This window comes from Candidatus Pseudothioglobus singularis PS1 (assembly GCF_001281385.1).
GTDB lineage: Bacteria > Pseudomonadota > Gammaproteobacteria > PS1 > Pseudothioglobaceae > Pseudothioglobus > Pseudothioglobus singularis.
On record NZ_CP006911.1, the window covers coordinates 1455508 to 1478554 of the forward strand.

22 protein-coding genes are annotated in these 23047 nt (G+C 36.5%); 10 read left to right on the top strand and 12 right to left on the bottom strand.

The genetic code is table 11. The features are described 5' to 3' along the window. Positions 1–2: 2 nt before the first annotated feature. The 3 genes from W908_RS07365 to folB all read right to left on the bottom strand — a co-directional run bounded on the left by W908_RS07365 (position 3) and on the right by folB (position 1582). Complete coding sequence (locus tag W908_RS07365) at positions 3–629, bottom strand: thiol:disulfide interchange protein DsbA/DsbL (protein WP_053820806.1); 627 nt, start codon at positions 627–629, stop codon at positions 3–5. 105 nt (positions 630–734) lie between these two features. Continuing rightward, complete coding sequence (gene folK / locus W908_RS07370) at positions 735–1229, bottom strand: 2-amino-4-hydroxy-6-hydroxymethyldihydropteridine diphosphokinase (RefSeq protein ID WP_053820575.1); 495 nt, start codon at positions 1227–1229, stop codon at positions 735–737. Then, on the bottom strand, positions 1229–1582 hold the full coding sequence (folB, locus tag W908_RS07375) for a dihydroneopterin aldolase (RefSeq protein ID WP_053820576.1): 354 nt from the start codon (positions 1580–1582) through the stop codon (positions 1229–1231). The genes folK and folB overlap by 1 nt, the downstream gene beginning before the upstream one ends. A gap of 134 nt (positions 1583–1716) precedes the next feature. Here folB and plsY point away from each other — a divergent pair, with 134 nt between their 5' ends. Then, the gene (gene plsY, locus W908_RS07380; protein ID WP_053820577.1) at positions 1717–2298 is read left to right on the top strand and encodes a glycerol-3-phosphate 1-O-acyltransferase PlsY; all 582 of its coding nucleotides are present in this window, start codon (positions 1717–1719) and stop codon (positions 2296–2298) included. On the opposite strand, the gene W908_RS07385 is transcribed toward plsY, so the two are convergent. The 6 genes from W908_RS07385 to W908_RS07405 all read right to left on the bottom strand — a co-directional run bounded on the left by W908_RS07385 (position 2295) and on the right by W908_RS07405 (position 7433). Continuing rightward, positions 2295–2840: a lipocalin family protein gene (locus W908_RS07385; RefSeq protein ID WP_053820578.1), complete on the bottom strand. Its 546-nt coding sequence runs from the start codon at positions 2838–2840 to the stop codon at positions 2295–2297. The genes plsY and W908_RS07385 overlap by 4 nt on opposite strands. Before the next feature lie 100 nt (positions 2841–2940). Next, the gene (locus W908_RS07390) at positions 2941–4731 is read right to left on the bottom strand and encodes an ABCB family ABC transporter ATP-binding protein/permease (protein WP_053820579.1); all 1791 of its coding nucleotides are present in this window, start codon (positions 4729–4731) and stop codon (positions 2941–2943) included. Between the two features lie 38 nt (positions 4732–4769). Next, positions 4770–5000 carry a hypothetical protein gene (locus tag W908_RS08735; RefSeq protein WP_020025613.1) on the bottom strand — a complete coding sequence of 77 codons (231 nt, stop codon included), beginning with the start codon at positions 4998–5000 and terminating at the stop codon, positions 4770–4772. 77 nt (positions 5001–5077) lie between these two features. After that, positions 5078–5665: a CIA30 family protein gene (locus W908_RS07395; RefSeq protein ID WP_053820580.1), complete on the bottom strand. Its 588-nt coding sequence runs from the start codon at positions 5663–5665 to the stop codon at positions 5078–5080. Between the two features lie 91 nt (positions 5666–5756). Next, positions 5757–6518 carry an ABC transporter permease gene (locus W908_RS07400; RefSeq protein ID WP_053820581.1) on the bottom strand — a complete coding sequence of 254 codons (762 nt, stop codon included), beginning with the start codon at positions 6516–6518 and terminating at the stop codon, positions 5757–5759. A 6-nt stretch (positions 6519–6524) separates the two neighbouring features. Continuing rightward, positions 6525–7433 (bottom strand): ABC transporter ATP-binding protein, encoded by a 909-nt coding sequence (locus W908_RS07405; protein WP_053820582.1) that lies wholly within the window; start codon positions 7431–7433, stop codon positions 6525–6527. A gap of 147 nt (positions 7434–7580) precedes the next feature. On the opposite strand from W908_RS07405, the gene W908_RS07410 reads away from it, so the two are divergent. The 9 genes from W908_RS07410 (at position 7581) to purH (ending at position 18495) form a co-directional block, all read left to right on the top strand. Then, entirely contained in the window at positions 7581–9125 is a 1545-nt protein-coding gene (locus tag W908_RS07410; protein ID WP_082345030.1) for a dihydrolipoyllysine-residue acetyltransferase, read from the top strand. Beyond that, positions 9122–10528, top strand: coding sequence for a dihydrolipoyl dehydrogenase (lpdA, locus tag W908_RS07415; RefSeq protein ID WP_053820583.1), 1407 nt, complete (start codon positions 9122–9124; stop codon positions 10526–10528). Before W908_RS07410 ends, lpdA begins: the two co-directional genes overlap by 4 nt. Before the next feature lie 7 nt (positions 10529–10535). Beyond that, positions 10536–11189: a protein-L-isoaspartate O-methyltransferase family protein gene (locus W908_RS07420; protein ID WP_053820584.1), complete on the top strand. Its 654-nt coding sequence runs from the start codon at positions 10536–10538 to the stop codon at positions 11187–11189. Between the two features lie 16 nt (positions 11190–11205). Then, on the top strand, positions 11206–13479 hold the full coding sequence (locus tag W908_RS07425) for an efflux RND transporter permease subunit (protein WP_053820585.1): 2274 nt from the start codon (positions 11206–11208) through the stop codon (positions 13477–13479). Positions 13480–13643: 164 nt separating this feature from the next. Beyond that, positions 13644–15203, top strand: coding sequence for an L-aspartate oxidase (gene nadB / locus W908_RS07430; protein WP_053820586.1), 1560 nt, complete (start codon positions 13644–13646; stop codon positions 15201–15203). Next, positions 15200–15697, top strand: a complete 498-nt coding sequence (gene def, locus W908_RS07435; protein WP_053820587.1) for a peptide deformylase — start codon at positions 15200–15202, stop codon at positions 15695–15697. Before nadB ends, def begins: the two co-directional genes overlap by 4 nt. Positions 15698–15709: 12 nt before the next feature. Next, positions 15710–16678 (top strand): tRNA dihydrouridine synthase DusB, encoded by a 969-nt coding sequence (gene dusB / locus W908_RS07440; protein WP_082345031.1) that lies wholly within the window; start codon positions 15710–15712, stop codon positions 16676–16678. Beyond that, on the top strand, positions 16675–16905 hold the full coding sequence (locus tag W908_RS07445) for a helix-turn-helix domain-containing protein (protein ID WP_020027342.1): 231 nt from the start codon (positions 16675–16677) through the stop codon (positions 16903–16905). The genes dusB and W908_RS07445 overlap by 4 nt, the downstream gene beginning before the upstream one ends. A gap of 48 nt (positions 16906–16953) precedes the next feature. After that, positions 16954–18495, top strand: a complete 1542-nt coding sequence (gene purH, locus W908_RS07450) for a bifunctional phosphoribosylaminoimidazolecarboxamide formyltransferase/IMP cyclohydrolase (protein WP_053820588.1) — start codon at positions 16954–16956, stop codon at positions 18493–18495. 26 nt (positions 18496–18521) lie between these two features. On the opposite strand, the gene W908_RS07455 is transcribed toward purH, so the two are convergent. From W908_RS07455 to W908_RS07465, 3 genes are read right to left on the bottom strand one after another with little or no spacing between them, the layout of a single operon-like run. Next, positions 18522–19286: a dimethylarginine dimethylaminohydrolase family protein gene (locus W908_RS07455; RefSeq protein ID WP_053820589.1), complete on the bottom strand. Its 765-nt coding sequence runs from the start codon at positions 19284–19286 to the stop codon at positions 18522–18524. Positions 19287–19304: 18 nt separating this feature from the next. Further along, entirely contained in the window at positions 19305–20483 is a 1179-nt protein-coding gene (locus tag W908_RS07460; protein ID WP_053820590.1) for a M20 aminoacylase family protein, read from the bottom strand. Between the two features lie 2 nt (positions 20484–20485). After that, positions 20486–23011: a GcvT family protein gene (locus W908_RS07465; RefSeq protein ID WP_053820591.1), complete on the bottom strand. Its 2526-nt coding sequence runs from the start codon at positions 23009–23011 to the stop codon at positions 20486–20488. Positions 23012–23047: the final 36 nt, after the last annotated feature.

A 23047-nucleotide genomic window follows, 5' to 3' on the forward strand; every position in this document is an offset into this window, starting at 1 on the left:
TATTATTGGGTTTCTTTTTGAATTAAATAATCGATTACTTCAAAAATTCTCTCTTCACTGCCAGCGCTTGTAGCATTAACCATATATTTTCCATTTACAATAAATGCAGGAACTCCAGTAATACGGTATTTATATGTACTAGCTTTTGCTTTATTCACTGCAACCTTAACTGGAAATGATTCCCAAACTTTATTTGCTTTGGCCTCATCTACTCCATTTAAAGCAAGCCATGTCACAAAGTCTTGTTGAGTCTTGAGGTTTAATTTCTGAATATGAATCGCATTGAACAATGCTGAGTGTAATCGGTCAAGTTCACCCAATTCCTCTAAAACATAATAAAAAGTAGAGCCATACTCCCACCCAGGGAAAACAGCGGGCTGCAGAACCAATTGAGCTGAACTATCCATAGTCTGCATCCATTCTTCAAGCATAGGATGAACAGAGAAACAATGAGGACAAAAATACCAAAACAACTCTCTAACCTCAACCTGATCTCCAGTTTGAGTTTCAACAGGTTTATCTAGAACAACATAATTCTTTCCTGCAACAAACTCAGCCTGAGTAGTGTTAGTAAAAAAAACAAAAACTGATAGAACAATTAGTGAGGTTAGTGCTGTTATTTTTTTCATGTTATTGGTCATTTTAATTTTAAAAATAAATTATAGATAAATTCGGCTTATAACACTCATTATTTATATGAATAATTATCTTTCATATATCGAATTTAAACAAGATTAATTATATAGTTTATCAATATTATACTTGTGCAAATCAAAATCCTGATTACTCTGAAAATCTTTCCAAAGACTTGAATAAAGAACTTTTTTTTCTGGATGTACTCCTTCAGGATTTAGTTCAAAAAGTGGCGCCAAGACAAATGCATACTTGAGAATGTCCTTTCGAGGTATATTTAATTTTTCATCAATTAAGTCGTCGTACAAAACAAGATCAAGGTCAATAATCCGCGAAGAAAATTTTGGGAGCTCTCGATTCCTTCCAAGCGAGTCTTCAATTTTATGCAAAAAATTGATCACTTCAGAAGCACTTTTATGGGTTTCAACATTGACCCCAACATTATAAAAATCACTACCCTCAAAACCCTCAGAAGGGCTCTCAAAAATTGAAGAAATAGTAATTTTATTAAAGAAAGGTTGAAGCTGATCTAGTGCTAAACGAATATTTTTTCGTCTATCTTGGTTTGATCCAATATTAAGGTGTAGCAGACTCATTAACTCTTTGACCTCTCAATAATTACTCCCACTCCCTCAGCGCCCGTAATTGCTTCACCTTTATTAAGCTTTAATTTGACCCAGTGAACATTAAACTCATTTAGAATAATTTGACAGATTCTCTCAGCCAAGGTTTCTACAAGTTCAAACTTTGACTCACGAACAAAACTGGCCACACGCTTACAAACATTTTTATAGTTAAGAGCCTGATCGATATGATCAGTTTCTGCTGCCGCAGCTATATCAGATGACATCTCTATATCTAGAACAATATCTTGACGAATTTTCTTTTCCCAGTCATAAATACCTATTACCGTATCAACTTTAAGCCCTTGCACAAAAACAATATCCATAATTTTTATATAAATTGATTAAAAACTCTTATGATACCTTTGTGATATCCACTAATAACCACAATAAATTCCTTTCATTGATATAATTCGCGGGTAATTAAAAATTTCACTTTAAGAAGTGACAGGAGAATTTATTGTTATATTTTTTAATTGGTAGTTACTTACTTGGATCAATCTCAAGTGCCATAATTATATGTAAGATTTGCAATCTACCCGACCCAAGAACCCAAGGATCTGGTAATCCAGGAGCTACAAACGTTCTGCGAATTGGTGGTAAAAAAGTTGCGGCTTTTGTTCTAATTTTTGATGGCCTTAAAGGCGCAATTCCAGTCATGCTTGCTCATTATTTTGGACTAAACCTATTTGAATTAACAATTATTCTTCTTAGCGCTTTCCTTGGACATGTTTTCCCAATTTATTATGGATTTAAAGGTGGCAAGGGTGTTGCAACATACCTTGGAGGACTGATAGGGTTGAGTTTTTTTGTAGGACTAACATTTTCGATTATATGGCTCATCGTTGCTAAAGTAATGAAAGTATCATCCATTGCAGCCTTAACTGCAACGCTTCTCTCTCCAATTTATTTTTATTTCATAACCACTCATGATGTGAGAGCAACTATGGTTATTTTTCTAATCAATCTTTTTATCTACTTTACTCATCGTGAAAATATTAGAAGAATTATGAATGGTGAAGAGGGTGTAATTGGCTCCTAGTTAATAGAATGAGTAGATTTTCGCAAAGCATCTAGATCGTATCCAAGGTTGCCTACCAGTGTCACTAAGTTTAAGTAATCCTCTTGAGAAATCGTTGGCGTTCGAGCCATAATCCATACATAATCACGATTGTTGCGTCCAATAATGGTTTGTTGGTAGTCATAATCTAAATACACAATTCTATAATCCGCCCTTATTGGCCAGATAAACTGCATACCCCAAATCGCATTAGTGCTTTTATCTTCAACAAACCCACGAGGTCGATATATTTTTTCGGGACCGTTCAAACTACCTTTATTGAAAGTAAATGTCGTTGCAATACTCCCATCACTAGACATTTGATAGGTTTCAACGGGATTGAATGCATCCTTTTCAAGAAAAGTCGGTATAGTTGCAATAACATACCAGCCCCCCATGAACCGTTCTAGATCAACATAGTCCACCACAGGCATTGGTTTAAGAGAGTCGTCATCTAATATTGGGCTACTAGAAAAAACATTTAAACTAATAGAGATAAAAAAAATTAGGAGTAGTTTTTTCATAAAGAGTATTTCATAATGAGTAAATTTTGATTCTACTTGATATCAAGTTTTTAATGACTATTTTTAGTTACATACCTGATAAACATTTTTTTTTATTAGGCTAAGTCTGATCTTGCTTGTTGACTTGTATTTGCCAAAGTCTTGCATATTGGCCATTAAGATCTAGCAACTGTTGATGCATGCCTTGTTCAACAATAGTTCCATTACCAAGGACAATAATTTGATCGGCGTCCACAATGGTAGAAAGGCGATGAGCAATCACCAATGTTGTGTGATTATGTGCCAAACTTGCTAAAGCCTTTTGAACCATTTTCTCTGAATAAGAATCAAGTGCTGAGGTTGCCTCATCAAAAATCAATATCGATGGATTTTTTAACAGCACTCGAGCAATTGCTAGACGCTGCTTTTCTCCGCCTGAGAGCTTTAAACCTCTCTCGCCAACCAGAGTGTCGTAGCCTTGTGGCAAGGAGTCAATAAAGCTATCAATAAAACTGAGTTTTGCTGCCTCCTTAACTTCAGCTTCAGTTGCACCTGCACGGCCGTAAGCAATATTGTAATAAATGCTTTCATTAAACATTACAGGGTCTTGAGGTACGACACCTATTGACGCGCGGACTGAATCTTGGGTGTATTGTTTAATGTCCTGTTGGTCAATATGTATTTCACCACTAGAAATATCGTAAAAACGAAAGAGTAGCTTAGCAAGTGTTGACTTGCCAGCACCAGAAGGGCCAACAATTGCTACTTTTTGGCCTGGTTTAAGAACAAAATTAATATTACTTAAAACCTCATTTTTACCTGCGTAAGCAAAAGAGACATTATCAAATTTAACCTCACCTTGAGTGACTTTAAGCTCAGATGCATTAGCAATATCAGTGACTTTAGAGGTGCGATCCAATAGGTCAAACATATTATTCATATCAATGAAATTATGTTTAATTTGACGGTAAATAATACCCAAGCCACCTAGTGGAATAAAGAGCTGTAAGAGGAGTGCTTGAATCATAATAAGGTCACCCAAACTAAGGCTATTATCAACTACACCTTGTGCTGCCATAATCAAAACAATGGTCACACCAATAGCAATTACCGCTCCTTGAACAAAATTAAGCGCCGTCATCGAGGTAAAACTTTTGGTCGCAAGTTCTTCCCAGCGCTGCATGGTCTCACCGTAACGATCGACTTCAAATTTTTCTTGATTGAAGTATTTGACAGTTTCGTAATTAATCAAACTATCAACAGCATTGGTATTGGCTTCGGATTGCATATCATTCATTTGATAGCGATACTTCATTCGCCAAGTCGTAATAGCCATTGTTAACGCAACATAAAACAATACTGTCAATAAAGAGACACCAGCAAAAAGTAGGTCGTAATTTAGCCACATAATACCAATTACTAGGCATATCTCAAACAAAGAAGGCAGAATGTTAAAGACAAAAATGGAGAGTAAGGTTGAGACACTTAGAGTTCCCCGATCAATATCACGGGTTATACCGCCAATGCGTCGATCCAAATGAAAGGATAAATCCAAAGTATGTAAATGCCTGAATACGCCAAGTGCAATTAAATTCATTGCGTGATAACGAACTTTGGCAAAAATGGCATCACGAAGCTCATTAAATAGAGAACTTGCTAGTCTTAAAAGGCCATAAGCTAGCAACATGCCAAGTGGCAATACCAATATTATATTCGTCTGATCTAGGCTATCAACGATTTCTTTTAGTGCAAGTGGAACTGCGACATTAGCCAATTTCGCCAACATTAAAAAACTAACAGCCCAAATAACACGGGCTCGCATTTTAAGTAAATACGGCAATAGCTTTTTTAAAACCTTTATATCTCTAGTTTTAAAATCATATGCCTTAGTTTGGTTACTGCTTGAATTCATCAAAGATGAATAATACTTTATTACTTTGTTACTTAGTTTTAAATATAGTAATTCACTATTCCATATGTATATAACCCAGTAAAAATTATATTAATCCATTTCAATTGTTTTTCAGTATGAAGCCAGGCACAGTAAACCCAGATTAAACAAAATGGAAGTCCAATAAACATCGTGTAAGGATACAAGTCATTGATAATGGCAATTGTACTTAGGATGCCGAGGAATAGTGCGAACCACTTCAACTGTTGTTCATATTTAGCAAATCGCATCAAAGAAATTCCTAGAAAAAATAGGATTATATGCCAACTTGGACTAAAGTCCAAATTTTGCTTTTTTCATTTATTCTCTAGTAGTAAAACTCTATTGTTGAGACTGAAACATCAGATGTGAAATTACGGCCATAAGCAGCAATAGCAAAGCTTCTTATATTTTTAGCATCTAACTTCGAAGAATTGTAACGCTTGCGTTCAAATTTATTAAAAGGCAAGTCAATCATTTTCCAATTAGGATCAGCTTGGAAGGTTGCAGAATAAAAGTCTCCATAATAAGCCATATCATTTGTTAATATATGGATATCGTAAGTTTCACCATTGCCTCTTACATTGAGACGAACTCCCTGAAGATTTTTGCCATCTTTTTCAGAATTTGCAAATGAAATTCCTGTGCGTAATTGAATAACGCCGCCATAATTCCTTGTACTTACATTGCCTGTAAGTCTTGCATAAAAGATTTCTCCATCTTGCTCAAGAGTAACTTTACCAACAGAAACACCGCCCATCACTTGATCACTAATGTATTGCCAGTACTTTCCACTATCTGAATTAAATGGATATGAGAGGTCTTCAACAGCAATCGCTTTTGAATTAAAAGTAAAAATAACTATTAAGAATAAAAAATAACTTATTTTTGAAATTTTTAAAGAATTTTTAAACATATAAGATAATAGTTAGATTATTGCTTTTATTACAAACGCATTACGAACTTTTGTGGATATCTTATGAGGAATGGGTTTGCGAGGTGCTATATTACTCTGTTTTAATACTTACACCACGATTAAGCATTAAATTTGCAGCGAAAGCTAATACAATTATCATAACTCCAGGGATCAAAAAAGCCTTCCATAGCTCTACAGAACTTACACCTAAAAAACCTAATCTGAAAGAATCCATCATATAGAAGATGGGATTAAATGCTGACAAGCTCTGCCAGAAACTAGGCAAAATATCGATACTATAGAACATTCCACTGAGATAAGTCAGTGGCAGTAAAACAAAGTTTGGAATGATAGAAATATCGTCAAAAGTCTTCGCATAAACTGCATTGATAAAGCCGGCCAATGCAAACATTATTGATGTTAAAAAGAAAGTAACTGCAATTATTAAAAAGCTATGAATTTGAATTTCAACAAAAAAAGAAATTGTGAATGTTACAGCTGCGCCAACACAAAGCCCTCTAGAGATACCGCCACTTACAAAGCCTAACAATATTACCCAATTTGGTGTGGTTGATACAAGCAATTCTTCAAAGCTATTATTGTATTTTGTCATAAAGAATGAGGACACTGTATTTGCATATGACTGCATGATTACTGTCATCAAGATGATTCCAGGAACGATGAAGTCAAGATAATCAATCCCTCGCATCTGACCAATTCTGGATCCCATCAGTCCACCAAAAATTAGAAGGTATAGTGAGGTTGTTATAACTGGTGGCACTATTGTTTGAACCCAGATTCTAGAAAACCTCAGTATCTCTTTGATAACAATAGTTTTAAATGCGATCCACATAAATATTTAACTAGTAAGTGATAAAAAGAGTGACTCTAAGCGATTTTGAGAGCTTCTTAAATGTAAAACATTTATATTTTGAGCTAATAGTGCTGAAATGACATCAGATATTGTTGTGCCTTCACCTTGAGAAACTTGCAATGTATTTTCATCAATGATTTCACAATCACAGTTTATTATTTGAATACTCTCAGGTAATTTTTCAATTGTATCAATGATAATGACTTGCCTCTTAGCTTTTGAGAGGAGTTTTTTCATATTAGACTGCTCAACTAAAACGCCATTGTTAAGAATCGCAATATTTCGGCACAAGGACTCCGCCTCCTCCAAATAATGAGTAGTCAATATGATTGTCATACCCTCTTTATTGAGCTGCTTCAGATAATGCCACATCGATTGTCGAATCTCGACATCAACTCCAGCTGTTGGCTCATCTAAAATTAAAATTTTAGGTTTATGCATTAAAGCTCTTGCAAGCATTAAACGCCTCTTCATTCCTCCCGATAGGGATTGAGCAACATCAAAGCGCCTATCCCATAGTTCCATTTTTTTTAAAAGAATTTCAGCCTGAATTTTAGCCTCTTTCCTAGGAATTCCAAAGTAACCACCCTGGTTAATTAGGATCTCGATATTTGGCTCATGAGGATTAAAATTAAACTCTTGAGGCATTAGCCCAATCATTTGCTTAATGTCATTCACATGCTTTTTTTGATTCAAGCCATCGATGATCACTTCTCCTGAAGTGCTCTTCAATAGTCCTGAAATGATTCCGATTGCTGTTGTTTTGCCAGCACCATTTGAGCCTAATAATGCAAAAAAGTCACCCTTCTCTACCTTTAGATTGATACCTTTCAAAGCTTCAAGTTTATTGGAATAGGTTTTAGCTAGGTTATCAGTAGAAAGAGCAAGAGACATAAATTAATAACTAGAGTTAAAAAATGAAGAGGAAATGTGGATTATTTATCGTTTTATAGTTTAAATTAATTTTAACATTAATCGCCTTTCATAGAGTAAATTTGGGATAATTGCATTGTTCAAATATAAAGCTATTTAATAGTACATATGCCTACCCAAAAAAATGTAGAGTTACCTGATATTGGTGATTTTGATGCCGTAGATATTATCGAAGTTCTGGTAAAGGTTGGAGATGTTGTAAATGAAAATGACAGCATCGTCACCCTTGAGACTGATAAAGCTACAATGGAAATTCCGGCACCCTTTTCTGGAAAGGTGACTAGCCTTGAAATAAAGGTTGGAGATAAGGTAGCTAAAGGTGATCTCATACTTATCCTAGAAACTGACTCAGCTTCTGCAGATCAAGCTGATGATTCAGTGGAAGAATCAAAAACATCAAAATTAGATAGTGATCAACACCTTAATTTAGCTTTGTCTCAAAAAAATGTAGAGTTACCTGATATTGGTGATTTTGATGCCGTAGATATTATCGAAGTTCTGGTAAAGGTTGGAGATGTTGTAAATGAAAATGACAGCATCGTCACCCTTGAGACTGATAAAGCTACAATGGAAATTCCGGCACCCTTTTCTGGAAAGGTGACTAGCCTTGAAATAAAGGTTGGAGATAAGGTAGCTAAAGGTGATCTCATACTTATCCTAGAAACTGACTCAGCTTCTGCAGATCAAGCTGATGATTCAGTGGAAGAACCTAAGAAACCTGATACTAAAATCAATGATGATAATGAGCCAACTATCACAAAGACCGTATCACAAGATGATACAAAACAAACTGAGGAAGTTTCACTGAAAACTGATTCAAATTCGCATGCTTCGCCCTCAATCAGAAAACTAGCTAGAGAGCTTGGAGTTAGTTTATCCAGAATAAATGGAACAGGAAAAAAAGGTAGGATTCTTGATGAAGATCTAAAATCCTTTGTAAAAGATCTTGTCACTCATGGGTCTTCAAATGAAGAAGTTGAGACCATTCCTTTATCCAGGATTAAGAAATTATCTGGCAAACATCTTTCTAATTGCTGGAACACAATTCCACATGTCAGTCAATTTGATGAAGTAAATATTGATCAATTAGAAAAATTCCGTAAGCATCAAAAAGAAAAAAATATCAAATTAAGTCCTCTAGTTTTTATCATGAAGGCAATTGTTCAAGTATTAAAGCGCCACCCTAACTTCAATGCCTCTTTGGATGAAGGTGGTGAAAACCTCATACTTAAAAAGTACTTCAATCTAGGAATAGCGGTAGACACCCCTAATGGACTTCTAGTTCCAGTTGTTAAGGATGTTAATAAAAAATCACTGATTGAGCTTTCAGAGGAGCTTGCAGATATTTCTTTGAGAGCCAGGGAAGGCAAACTAGATTCAAGTGAAATGAAGGGGGCTGGTTTCACGATATCCAGTTTAGGTGGGATTGGTGGCACACAATTCACGCCGATCATCAACTCCCCAGAGGTTGCAATTTTAGGTGTATCAAGAACTCAAATTAAACCAATTTGGAATGGTAGCACTTTTGAACCAACAGCCATGATTCCATTGGCACTCTCTTATGATCATAGGGTCATTGATGGTGCTGAGGGAGCAAGGTTTATGGCTGAACTAAATCAAGTCTTAAGTAATATTATGGAGATGTTATTATGATTAAAACTCAAGTTTTAGTTATTGGATCTGGTCCTGGCGGATATACTGCAGCGTTTAGAGCTGCAGACTTAGGAAAAGAAGTGACCCTAATTGAGCGCTATGAATCATTAGGCGGAGTTTGTCTCAATGTAGGCTGCATTCCATCCAAAACTCTTCTTCATACGGCTGAAGTAATTAACGAAAGTAAGCATGCAAGTGAACTTGGGATCACTTTTTCAAAACCTAAAATTGATCTAGAAGGTGTTAAGAAAAATAAAGACGGCATAGTGAATAAACTAACAGGCGGAATCCATGCACTTGCCAAAGCAAGAAAAGTTAAAGTGATTAATGGATATGCTAAATTTTTATCTAAAAATCAAGTTAGTCTGGATGGAAGTGATGAAGTTATAGAGTTTGAACAGTGCATTATTTCTGTAGGATCTAGGGTTACTAAGTTTCCTATGTTCCCTTTTGATGATGAAAGAGTGATGGATTCGACTGATGCACTTCTTTTGGATGACGTACCGAAACGAATGCTAATAGTTGGTGGTGGGATTATTGGCCTTGAGATGGCCACAATTTATGATGCTCTTGGCTCTGAAATTACGATTGTTGAACTCGGAGGTCAAATCATTCCTGCTGCTGATAAAGATATTGTTAATCCACTCTTTAAGAAAGCTAAGAAAAATTATGCAAATATCTTTTTAAACACTAAAGTTACTTCAATGGAGCCCCTAAAGAAAGGCATTAAAGTTTTATTTGAAGGTAAAGATGCACCTGAATCAGATACTTTTGATAAGGTTTTAGTTGCCGTTGGAAGAACACCAAATGGAATGTTAATTGACGCTGAGAAAGCTGGAGTCAATATTAATGACAATGGCTTCATTGGAACAAACAAACAAATGAAAACTAATGTTGACAACATCTACGCAATTGGAGATGTTGTCGGCCAACCAATGCTTGCCCATAAGGCAGTTCATGAAGCTAAAGTTGCTGCTGAAGTTATCTGTGGTGAAAAGTCTGGTTTTGATGCACTAACTATTCCTTCTGTTGCCTATACAGACCCAGAAGTTGCATGGACTGGCAAAACTGAAAAGGAGCTCAAAGAAGCTGGAATAGAATTTGAAAAAGGAGTTTTCCCATGGGCTGCTTCTGGAAGAAGTCTGAGCATTGGAAGAACTGAAGGAGTATCAAAAAGCCTTTTTGATTCTAAATCAGGTAAGATTCTCGGCATGGGAATATGTGGAACAAATGCAGGTGACTTAATTGCTGAGGCGAGTCTAGCAATTGAAATGGGCTGCGATATGAGTGATATTGCGTTAACGATTCATGCTCACCCAACATTATCAGAAACGACTGCGTTTGCAGCAGAAATGGCTGAAGGAACAATTACTGACTTAATGCCGCCAAGGAAAAGAAAGTAGGTTAATTATGGATATTAAAGAAGCAAGAAAAAATGTAATTGAGCAACAAATAAGACCTTGGGGTGGGCTAAATGTGAGAGCAAATCAAGCACTTTCAGATACTCCACGGGAGAACTTTGTGCCAGAGGAATATCAAAAACTCGTATTTGCAGATATTGAAATACCTCTTAATGAGTCAGATAAGATGTTCTCTCCAAAAATAGAAGGAAGAATTTTAGATAGTCTAAACCTTCAAGGCAATGAAGACATTTTAGAGGTTGGGACTGGAAGTGGCTACTTAACATCGGTTCTAGCAAAACTATCAAACTCTGTGACAAGCATAGAAATAGAACATGACTTACATGTCAAAGCAAAAGAAAATATAGATAAACTCAAGATAATCAATACCAACCTAATTAATGATACTTTTAATAGCTCAAACTTTAAAGAGGGGCAGTTTGATTCAATTATTATTGGATCTGCTCTTCCCAATATTGAAGATGATTTAAAAAAACTGTTAAAAGTAGGTGGAAAATTATTTGTTGTTTTAGGCTCTAAAAATCAAATGCACGCCAATCTTATTTCAAGAGAAACTGAACTTATTTGGAACTCTAAATCTCTTTTTGAGACTCATCTAGAATTCATGAAAGGTCATGAACCACCTAAAAAATTCTCTTTTTGATTTGAAATAGGCAGGCATGCTTAATTCAATTTTAAATTTTTTGACTAAGAAGCCTCTTTGGTCATTATTGGCATTTTTAGTGATCATCGGTTCATCATTTTTTCAGATACAGCACTTTTCCCTTGATGCTTCATCAGAATCATTATCTTTAGATGGAGATAATAATCTAGAACTTTACTTTGATACTCAAAAGACCTTTGGCTCAGATGAGTCTTTAGTCATTAGCTACACAGCTAAAAAAGGAACTGTTCTCTCAAAAGAACAACTGACTTACCTGAGCTCACTGAGGGATGACTTATTAAATATCAATGGAGTTAGTTCAGTCATATCAATTTTAGATGTTTCACTTTTTCAGTCACCACCACTCTCATTAGTTGAACTAGCAAGTGATGTTTACACTATTGATAACGGAAAAGCAGACCAAAATTTAGTTGCTAAAGAGTTTAAAACCAGCCCCCTTTACGCTAATAATATTATCAGTGCTGATTTAAAAACCACGGCCTTATTAATCCCTCTTGCAACTGATGATCCACGTGAAATAATAAATGACGATTCATTAAAGCAATTAATAGGAGAGATTCGCACCACAATGAGTCAATATCAAAATAACGCTAAACTATACTTGGGTGGGGTCCCGATGATTAGAAATGATGTCATTGATTTCATTAAAAGTGATTTAATTATATTTAGTCTTGCAGTAGTCCTAGCTATGTCATTAATGCTTTCACTCTTTTTTCATAAAGTGAGATGGGTATTAATGCCAATTGCGATAAGTATCATTGGTGCTTTATTTATGACTGGATTGATTAGCTCTATAGGCTGGAAGGTGACAGTGATTTCTGCTAATTTCTTTTCACTTCTTTTGGTCATGACTCTTTCAGTTATCATTCATTTAGTTGTTCGGTATAGAGAAATCTTAAATCAACAGACAGGAATGAGTAATGATGAAATCACTCGAAGAACTCTAAATGAAATGTTAAGGCCATGCCTCTATACTGTGGTCACAACGATAGCTGCATTTGCTTCACTCACCACAAGCCATGTTCAGCCTGTTATAGATTTTGGCTTAATGATGAGTATTGGCGTAACGGTTGCTTTTATATTATCATTTGTCAGCTTTGCATTAGTCATGACCCTCTTTCCAACTTCTCAAACATCCCACAAAACTGAAAAATTTTATGTACTTCAAAAGTTAGCCATTGCTACAGACAAAGGTGGCAAAAATATAATTTTAGGAATCGCACTAGTCAGTGCTATTGCAATTTTTGGCTTAAGTAAAATCTCTGTAGAAAATAGCTTCATCAATTACTTTAAAAAAGATACTGAAATCTATCAGGGGCTAAATTTCATTGACAAAGAGTTGGGAGGTACGATTCCACTTGAAATTGTTTTTAATGATTTGGCAAGTGCTTACTGGGCAGATTCAAGCTTAAGAGAGGACTTCCATGATGTTCATCAATATCTTGACAGCATCCCCAGTATCGGAAAAGTTTTATCCATTGACACCTTTATACAAGTCCTCAAAGAATCAAATGATGGAAAAACGCCTAATGGGTTTTTACTTATGCTTGGCAAAAACAATATGCCTGAGTTTGCAAAATCACAAGTTTTAAAGCCTCATATTTCAGACGAAACTGATCAAATCAGGATCGTTGCTAGAATCAAGGAAACAACCACAGACTTAGATAGGAATCAATTAATCATTGATGTCAAAAAAGAATTAGTTGAACGCTTTTACTTCAGTGAGGATGAGTTTTATTTCACTGGAACGTTTTCACTCTATAACAATCTTCTTCAAAGTTTATTTTCTTCACAAGTTAAAACTATCTTTACCGTTTTTATAATCATTTTTATGCTTTTCTTAATTGTATTTAGGTCAATTTCTATTGCTCTAATAGCAGTAATTCCAAACATAATACCGTCTTTAATAATTCTTGGATTAATGGGCTTAGCAAGAATACCCCTGGATATAATGACAATCACAATCGCAGCCATTGCTATTGGGATCGGTATTGACAATGCAATACACTATATTAGTAGATTTAAATCAGAACTTTTGGTTGATTCTGATTTTGAAGCTTCGATGTATAGAGCACATAACTCTATTGGTGTTTCTATGTTTTATACGGCAGCAACGGTTGCTATAGGATTTCTGGTTTTAATATTATCAAACTTTATCCCAAGCATATATTTTGGAATATTTATGGCAATTGCAATGCTCAGTGCAGTATTTGTTAATCTTACTTTATTACCCAAATTGCTAATATTTTTTAAACCAGAAATGAATTAAAAAAATCCTTAAAATAAAAAACCCCACCTCGAATAAGAGTGTGGGGTTAGTCTACTATTAAAAGGAGAAATAAGTTAAATATAGTAGTGTTTAACTTGCGGGAAATTATATATAAAAAATATTTTAATATTTTTTAATTTTGTGTCTTTTTGTGACAATAAACTATGGCTAAAAAATATCAATTCGATGTTCTTATAATAGGCTCTGGAGCTGCTGGATTAATGAGTGCTGTTCAGCTCTCAAGTAGCACCTCAATAGCGGTGATTGCTAAAGATAAAATATTGGAAGGCTCTTCGTATTATGCCCAAGGTGGAATTTCAGCTGTACTAGATCCAGAAGATAATTTTGATTCACATATTGAAGACACTGTTAACACCGGCTTTAACCTCGGGAACGAAAAGAGTATCAGGTATATGGTAGAGCAAGCCCCCCAGGCTATTAAAGATCTTGAAAGCACTGGTGTTCAATTTTCTCACATCAATAATAGCTATGATCTCACAACTGAGGGTGGTCACAGCTCAAAAAGAGTGGCCCATGTTGCCGATAAAACGGGTCAGTCAATCCAAGTCAACCTTCTTGCTAAGGTAAGGCAAAAAAATAACATAGAGCTTTTTGAAGAATATGTTGCTGTCGATCTTGTTGTTAAAGATAAAAATTGTTATGGCGCATATGTGTTTGATAAAAACTCGAAGGAGGTAGTGACCTTTAGTTCAAACAAAACTATTCTTGCAACTGGTGGCGCTTCAAAATCTTATTTGTACACTTCAAACCCAGATACTTCAACTGGAGATGGTATTGCGATGGCTTACAGAGCAGGATGCGAGATTTCCAACATGGAATTTACCCAATTTCATCCTACATGTCTTTTTCATCCGCATGCCAAATCTTTTTTAATATCAGAGACTCTTAGAGGTGAGGGTGCAAAACTTCTTTTGCCTGATGGTCAGGAGTTTATGCATAAATACGACGATCGACTTGAGCTAGCACCTCGTGATATCGTTGCAAGAGCAATCGATAATGAGATGAAGGTTAATGGCTATGATTGTGTCTATCTAGACTTCTCATTTAAAGATAAAGAGTGGATTAAATCTAGATTTCCAACAATCACTCAGCGCTGCAAAGAACTTGGTATTGATATATCTAAAGAAGCTCTCCCCGTTGTTCCTGCTGCACATTACACTTGTGGTGGCGTTAATACAAACATAGATGCACAAAGCAGCATAAACAATCTTTATGCCGTTGGTGAAGTCGCACATACTGGAGTGCATGGTGCAAATAGAATGGCAAGTAACTCCTTGCTTGAGTGCGTAGTGTTTGCTAAATCCTGTGCCAATCATATTAACAGTAGTGAATTTGAAAATTCACAAACTAAAATTGAAAAATGGGACGACTCAAGAGTGGCGCCCTCTAAAGAAAAAGTAGTTATTGCTCATTTATGGCACGAAATAAGACTCATCATGTGGAACTTTGTTGGCATCGTTAGAAGTAATAATCGACTGAACTCCGCGTATCTAAAAATTCAACAAATTAATAAAGAAGTTGATGAGTATTATCGTATTTATACTGTAACTGAGGATTTAATTGAACTAAGAAACTTAGCTCAAACTTCTAAAATTATTGTAGAATCTGCACTGTCTAGAAAAGAGAGTAGAGGATTGCACTATAACCAAGATTATCCAAATAAAATGAGCAAAATTCAAAACACAGTAATGACTAAGTCATGATATTAGAAATTCTCAAATACCCTGATAAGCGCTTAAGAACTGTTGCAAAGGCAGTTGAGAATGTTAACAGTGAGATAAAAAAGCAAGTTAAAGATATGTTTGAAACTATGTATGATGCGCCAGGAATTGGTCTTGCAGCAACTCAAGTTAACTTTCATCAGCGCCTTATAGTTGTGGATGTATCAGAAGAGTGTAATGAGCCAATCTGCCTTATTAACCCTGAGATTATTGAAAAAAATGGTGAAATTGAATGGGAAGAGGGTTGCCTTTCAGTACCAAATTATTATGAGAGTGTTAAAAGAGCTAATGAAATTAAAGTCAGTGCCCTGAATGAACTAGGCCAATCATTTGAGATTGAAGCAAGTGAGATGCTTGCTGTTTGTATTCAGCATGAAATGGATCATTTAAATGGAATATTGTTTGTGGATCATTTATCAAAACTAAAGCAGAAGAGACTTAAAAAGAAAGCGGAAAAGCAAACAAAAAAGCTTTAAGTTAATATCTTTATGAATATTGGTTCACATAAACTAACTTCGAAAGTACTGCTTGCTCCCATGGCAGGCACAAGTGACAAACCCTTTAGAATGATATGCAGGGATCAAGGTGCTGGCCTTACAACATCTGAAATGGTGGTAATTCAAAATCATCTATTAAATTCAAATAAATCAAAACACCGCTTGGATTTTAGCTCGGAACAACTGCCTATCAGCATTCAAATTGCTGGATCAGAGGCACAAGAACTAGCAAATTCTGCAATTAAAGCACTAGAATTTGGGGCAGATATTATTGATATCAATATGGGATGTCCAGCAAAAAAAGTATGCAATAAAGCAGCTGGATCCGCTCTCATGCAAAATGAAGAATTGGTAGAAGATATTTTAAAAGCTGTAGTAAATGCTGTTGAAGTTCCTGTCACTCTCAAAATGAGAACAGGCTGGGATGAGGAAAATAAAAATGCACCAACAATTGCAAAAATTGCAGAAGATAATGGCATAAAGATGCTTGCAATACATGGCAGAACGAGATCACAGAAATACAATGGTGATGCTGAATTTGATACAGTCAAAAAAATTGCAAGCCAAGTATCAATTCCAGTTGTAGCAAATGGAGATATTGATTCGCCAAAAAGAGCTAAAGATATATTAGACTTCACTGGTGCAGATGCAGTGATGCTTGGAAGAGCAACGCAAGGAAACCCCTGGTTGATTAGTCAAGTTAATCAATTTCTGACATCTGGCAAAACAGGAGAAGAGCCAACATTAGAGAAAAAAATTCCATTGATTTTGGGTCATATTTCACAAATTCATGATTTTTATGGTCATAAAATGGGAACACAACTATCCAGAAAGCATATTTTTTGGTATTCTATGCACCTTGACCAAGAAAAAGGCCTAGCCTTTTGGCCAAGCATTAACAGAGTGTCAGATCACTCTGAACAATATTCGAAATTTCATGAATTTTTGTATTCAATATGAAACAAAGGGGTTTACAGGATTGCATTAAAGAAAATCTTGAGAAGTATTTCTCAGACTTGAACGGTGAATCATCTAACGGTGTTTTTAAGATGGTTACGCAACAAGCTGAGTCAGCAACTATTAAGTATGTTCTTGATAAAGTCAATCAAAATCAAAGTGAGGCAGCCAGAATACTTGGTATAAACCGTGCTACCTTAAAGAAAAAAGCAAGCCTTTATAACCTCTAAGAGTTTATAATTTGATTCTTAAAAATATCTACATCTCTTAATCCTAAAATGCCTATAAAAAGAGCCTTAATAAGCGTTTCAGATAAAACTGGAATAGCTGAATTTGCAAAAGGCCTCTCGTTATTAAATATAGAAATTTTATCTACAGGCGGAACAGCAAAACTCCTTAGGGATAACAACATTCCTGTAACTGAAGTATCTGACTATACTGGCTATCCTGAAATGATGGCTGGTCGCGTCAAAACTCTTAACCCAAAGATTCATGGTGGAATTTTAGCTAGAAGAGGAAAAGATGAAGAGGTGATGTCACAGAATCAAATTAAACCAATCGATCTGGTGGTTGTTAATTTATACCCATTTCAAAAAACCATCCAAAATCCAAACTGCACTGAGGAAGATGCTATTGAGAACATTGATATTGGTGGCCCTGCTATGCTTCGATCAAGCGCTAAAAATCATATTTCAGTCACTGTGATTGTTGATAGTTCTGATTATAAATTGGTACTCGATGAAATAACTAATAGGGGTGATACAACTCATGAAATGAGAAAGTCATTAGCTCTCAAAACCTTTGAACATACAGCACAATATGATGGCGCTATTGCAAATTATCTTGGCAGAATGAATGATGGCTTTTCAAATACATTAAATCTTCAATTGATCAAATCACAAGCGATGCGCTATGGTGAAAATCCTCATCAAAATGCTGCCTTTTATATAGAATCAAATCTCAATGAAGCATCGGTATCATCTAGTCAACAAATCCAAGGTAAGCCTCTTTCATTTAATAATCTAGCCGATGCGGATGCTGCTTTAGAGTGTGTCAGGGATTTTGAAGAACCTAGCTGCGTCATTATTAAACACGCAAATCCTTGTGGTGTTGCAACGAGAGAAAATATCTTCCAAGCTTATCAAAGCGCCTACCTTACAGACCCTACCTCTGCATTTGGAGGGATTATTGCTTTTAACCGTGAGTTAGATAAAGAAACTGCTGGGTGCATTATCAACCAACAGTTTGTAGAGGTCATCATTGCCCCAAAGATTGCTGATAGTGCAAGATCTATTTTATTAAAAAAGGAAAATATTAGAGTTCTTGAGTGTGGTGAACTAGAAAAAACACAACCAGCTTTTGACTATAAAAAAATATCTGGTGGCTTGCTCATTCAAGATAAAGACCTAACCTTATTAAATCCATCTGATATGAATTGCGTAACCTCTTTAAGTCCGACTGAATCTCAGATGAAGGATTTATTATTTGCATGGAAAGTTTCAAAGTACGTTAAGTCAAATGCAATCGTCTATGCAAAAGATCAAATGACCATAGGTGTTGGGGCAGGTCAGATGTCTAGAGTTTATTCAGCGAAGATTGCCAGCATTAAAGCATCCGATGAAAACTTAGAGGTAAAAGGTTCTGTCATGGCGTCAGATGCATTCTTCCCATTCCGTGATGGTATAGATGCAGCTGCTCAAGTCGGTATAAATGCAATTATTCATCCAGGAGGATCAATGCGCGATGAGGAAGTAATCTCAGCAGCTAATGAGCATGGGATTGCTATGGTATTTACAGGAATGCGACATTTTAAACACTAGAAAGTTAGCTTTAGTGTAGAAACTTTTTAATATCTGAGTGATAGGCAGCTCAAACCACCGTCAAGTTTCTTGTATTCAGAAACGTCAACCTCTATAACGTTATACCCAGTGCTAATTATTTTCCCTTTCGCAAGTGGGTATCCAGTTGGAATAAGAACATTATCGTTTACCCAAATACAATTTGCAGCATAACTCTCCTCTTCAGGTATATCAATGTGATCAAACCTTGAAAAAATAGGGTCATTTTTGAATTCACCGCATATAACCAATAGGTTGTTTTCGAGATACGAAAGACCAGTCTTAAGATGGAGCACTTCTTTGAGATTTACAGTAGATCCTGTATAGCCATATTTATTAAGAATCCCAATAATTTGCTCAGCGCCTTGAATATTTGTTCGATCTGATAATCCAATATAATAATGATTATCAACCATCATGATATCACCCGCCTCTATAGTTCCAGGAGCCTCAACACGCTCAACATTATCAAATTGATCCCTTAAAACGGTTTCAATTTGTTCAACCTCGCCTCTTCTAGACTCGGCGCCTGGACGGGTAAAAATAGCACATTTTGGGGTTATAAGAGCTACATCCTCTACAAAAGTCGAGTCAGGATAATCCTCACAAGATTCCAATACATGAACCTCAAGGCCACATGACTGAAGAGCCATGATATAGGCCTTATGCTGAGTGATAGCCTTTTGATAATCTGGAGAGCCTAGGTGTTTGGAATCAGTGAGGCCATCAATTAAACTTTTTCCAGGAGTTCTAACAATTGCCTTAGAAAACATAAGCTAAACCTTTAAAAATTACTTTAGGATTCCTTTAACTAACTCTACCCAGTAGCTGCTTCCGAGTGGAAGAATTTCGTCATTGAAATCATATTGAGTATTATGAAGCATACAGCCACCTTCAGGTCCATCTTCTGGAACAAGTCCGTTACCAATCCAAATATATGCACCTTCAGATGCATTAAGCAAGAATGAGAAATCTTCAGAGCCCATACTAGGCTTCTCATTCCTTAAAACATTTGTACTACCTACAACCACTTCAGCAGCACTAGCACAGAGCTTAGCATGCTTTGGAGTATTTACAGTTGCAGGGTAATTTGGAACTGAGCTGAATGATGCTGTTGCACCCATAGACTGACTAATTCCTTCAGCAATAGTCTTAATTTTTTTCTTCACATCATCCCCAACCTCAGACTTAAAGTATCTCAGTGAGCCTGTTAAATTCATTTCATTCGGAATGACGTTAGATACAAATCCTGCATCAACCATAGTAACACTCACCACTGCAGAATCTAGTGGTGCAACATTTCTTGAAACAACACTTTGAATCGCTGTAATGATTTGAGCTCCTATAACAATTGGATCAACACATTGGTCTGGCATAGCGGCATGACCACCCTTGCCTTTAATTGTAATTTTGAGTGTTTCATTTGCAGCCATTACTGCAGTATCATGAACGGCAAACTGACCTTCCGCCATACCTGGCCAATTATGCATCCCATAAACTGCCTCACAAGGAAATTTTTCAAATATACCTTCTTCAACCATAACACGGCCACCACCTCCACCCTCCTCTGCAGGCTGAAAAATAAAATGAACAGTACCAGAAAAATCATTATTCTCTTTTAAATAAACAGCAGCCCCGAGAAGCATTGTCGAATGGCCATCATGCCCACAAGCGTGCATCTTTCCGTCATGAATAGATTTATGACTAAACTCATTCCTCTCTTGAATTGGAAGAGCGTCCATATCAGCACGCAGTCCAATAGCCTTGCCATTTTTTGTTCCATGAACAGTAGCAACTATTCCTGTGACTGCAAGACCGCGATGCATTTCAATATTATTAGATTCTAAAACAGAAGCTATAAAGTCACTAGTCATCTCCTCTTTAAAACTAAGTTCTGGGTGTTTATGAATATAGTGACGCCAAGTCACCATTTGTTCATGAAGTTCAGATTTTGTTTTAATGAGAGACATAGTTAGGACCTCAAACTTTCGTTAGCAGGATCAAATGGTGACTCTTCTATAACAACTGACTTATATTTCTCACCCAGTATTTCAATTTCAAGTTCAGTTCCAATTGAAGTTAGATCTTTCTTGACAAGGCCTAACGCTAGCGACTTACCACAGCGCCAACCAAAACCTCCTGAGGTTGCTCTTCCCACAACTTCACCATTCTTATAAATAGCCTCAGAGCCTCGAGCATCTGCATCAACAACACCCTGCACTTCCATAGTTACAAAACCGTTTGAAGCACCTCTATCTTGCCAATCTTTCAAGGCTTTTTTACCAATAAAATCATTTTCTTTATCAAGCCTAACAAAACGATCTAATCCAGATTCATAGGCAGAATATTCAATTGACATTTCTCTAGGAATAAGACGATACGATTTTTCAAGACGCATACTATCCATTGCACGAATACCAAAAGGTTTGATATCAAATTCAGCACCAGCTTCCATTACTTGATCGAAGATATAATTTTGCATCTCAATTGGGTGATGCAGCTCCCAACCTAATTCGCCAACAAAGTTAACACGAAGTGCTTCAGCAGATGCATATCCAACATTGATTTTTCTCCCAGTTAGCCACTTGAAGTTTTCATTTGATAGATCTGTATCCGTAAGCTTTTGAAGAACATCTCGAGACCTTGGTCCAGCCAATACAAGAACACCTGTTTGTGTAGTAACTCTTTGAATGCTGACAGTTCCATCTTTAGGAGCAAGTTTGAATAAATAGTCATGGTCATGTGTTTCAAACGCACCAGCGGAAACTAAATAATAGCTTTGAGGTCCAGTTTTATAAACTGTAAATTCTGATCTGACTCCGCCATTCAAAGATAGCATATGAACCAGACTAATCCTGCCAATAGTTTGAGGCATCTTATTAGCAAAGATATATTCCAACCATTCCTCTGCACCAGGCCCCTTAACAATACACTTCGCAAAGGCTGACATATCAAGAAGACCTACGTTCTCATTGACATGCTTACACTCATTTCCAACATGTTCAAAGTAGTTGGAGCGGCGAAATGAATTCTTTTCAACAATGCGACCATCATCTAGTGCTTTAGAGTGGTTTTTGTTAAGAATAACCTTGGAAGGATCTGCCTGATTTAAATCTTCAGCAGTGAGTGAATAATCTAAACTTGGCATAAACCAGTTTGGACGCTCCCAACCATAAACAGATCCAAAAACCGCACCCAAGTCTTTCATTCGATCATAGCATGGTGCAGTTTTGAGAGGTCTTGCCGCACTCCTCTCCTCATCAGGATAGTGCGTAGTGAAAACATTTGAGTATGCCTCTTCATTCTTTTCTTTCAAATATCCACGAGTGGCATAGGGCCCAAATCGACGCGGATCCACACCCATCATATCAACGGTTGGCTCACCATCAACTATCCACTCTGCAAGCTGCCAACCAGCACCACCAGCAGCAGTTATTCCAAAACTATGTCCCTCATTCAACCAGAAATTTTTAAGTCCTGGAGCAGGACCAACAATTGGGTTGCCATCTGGCGTATACGCAATAGCGCCATTATAAATTTCTTTAATTCCAACCTCGCCAAAAGCTGGAACACGATTTATACAAGCATCAATATGTGGCATTAAGCGGTCAAGTTCACCATTAAACAACTCATACTTTGAGTCGTCACTTGGGCCATCAACATAACATGCAGGCGCTCCTTTTTCATAGATACCTAAGATCATTCCCCCAGCCTCTTCACGAAGGTAATAAGCCGCATCAGATTCACGAAGTACAGCCATTTCAGGTAGGCCTTTTTTCTTTCTTTCTAAAATGTCAGGATGTGGCTCTGTTACGAGGAACTGATGCTCAACAGGTATTACAGGTACATCGAGACCCACCATTTCACCTGTTTTTCTTGCGAAGCTTCCGGTACATGAGACAATATGTTCACAAGCAATATCACCTTGATCAGTCTTGACTACCCATGTATGATCTTTTTGCTGTTCTAAATCAGTTACGATCGTGTTTTCATAGATTTCAGCGCCACGATTTCTAGCACCTTTGCACAATGCTTGAGTTAAGTCTGCTGGCTGAATATAGCCATCATCTGGATGCTGAATTGCGCCAAGCAGGCCTTCAGTATTGCATAAAGGCCAAACCTCTTTAACTTCGTCTGGAGTTAAAAATTTAACATCAACACCTACGGTGCTTCCAACACCAGAATAGTATTTATATTCATCCATTCGATCCTGGCAATTTGCTAAGCGGATGTTTGATACGACACTAAAGCCAACATTCATACCCGTTTCTTTTTCAAGATCATGATAAAAATCAACTGAATACTGATGCAGCTTCCCCACTGAGTAGCTCATATTAAATAGAGGCAATAATCCAGCAGCATGCCAAGTTGAACCAGAAGTTAAGTCTTTACGTTCTAATAATACAACATCAGTCCAACCTTTTTTAGCCAAATGATAAAGTGTCCCAGCGCCCACAACACCACCACCAATTACAACTACTTGTGCTTTATTTTTCATACCTTCCTCAATACAAATTCTAACTTCGAAAAACGT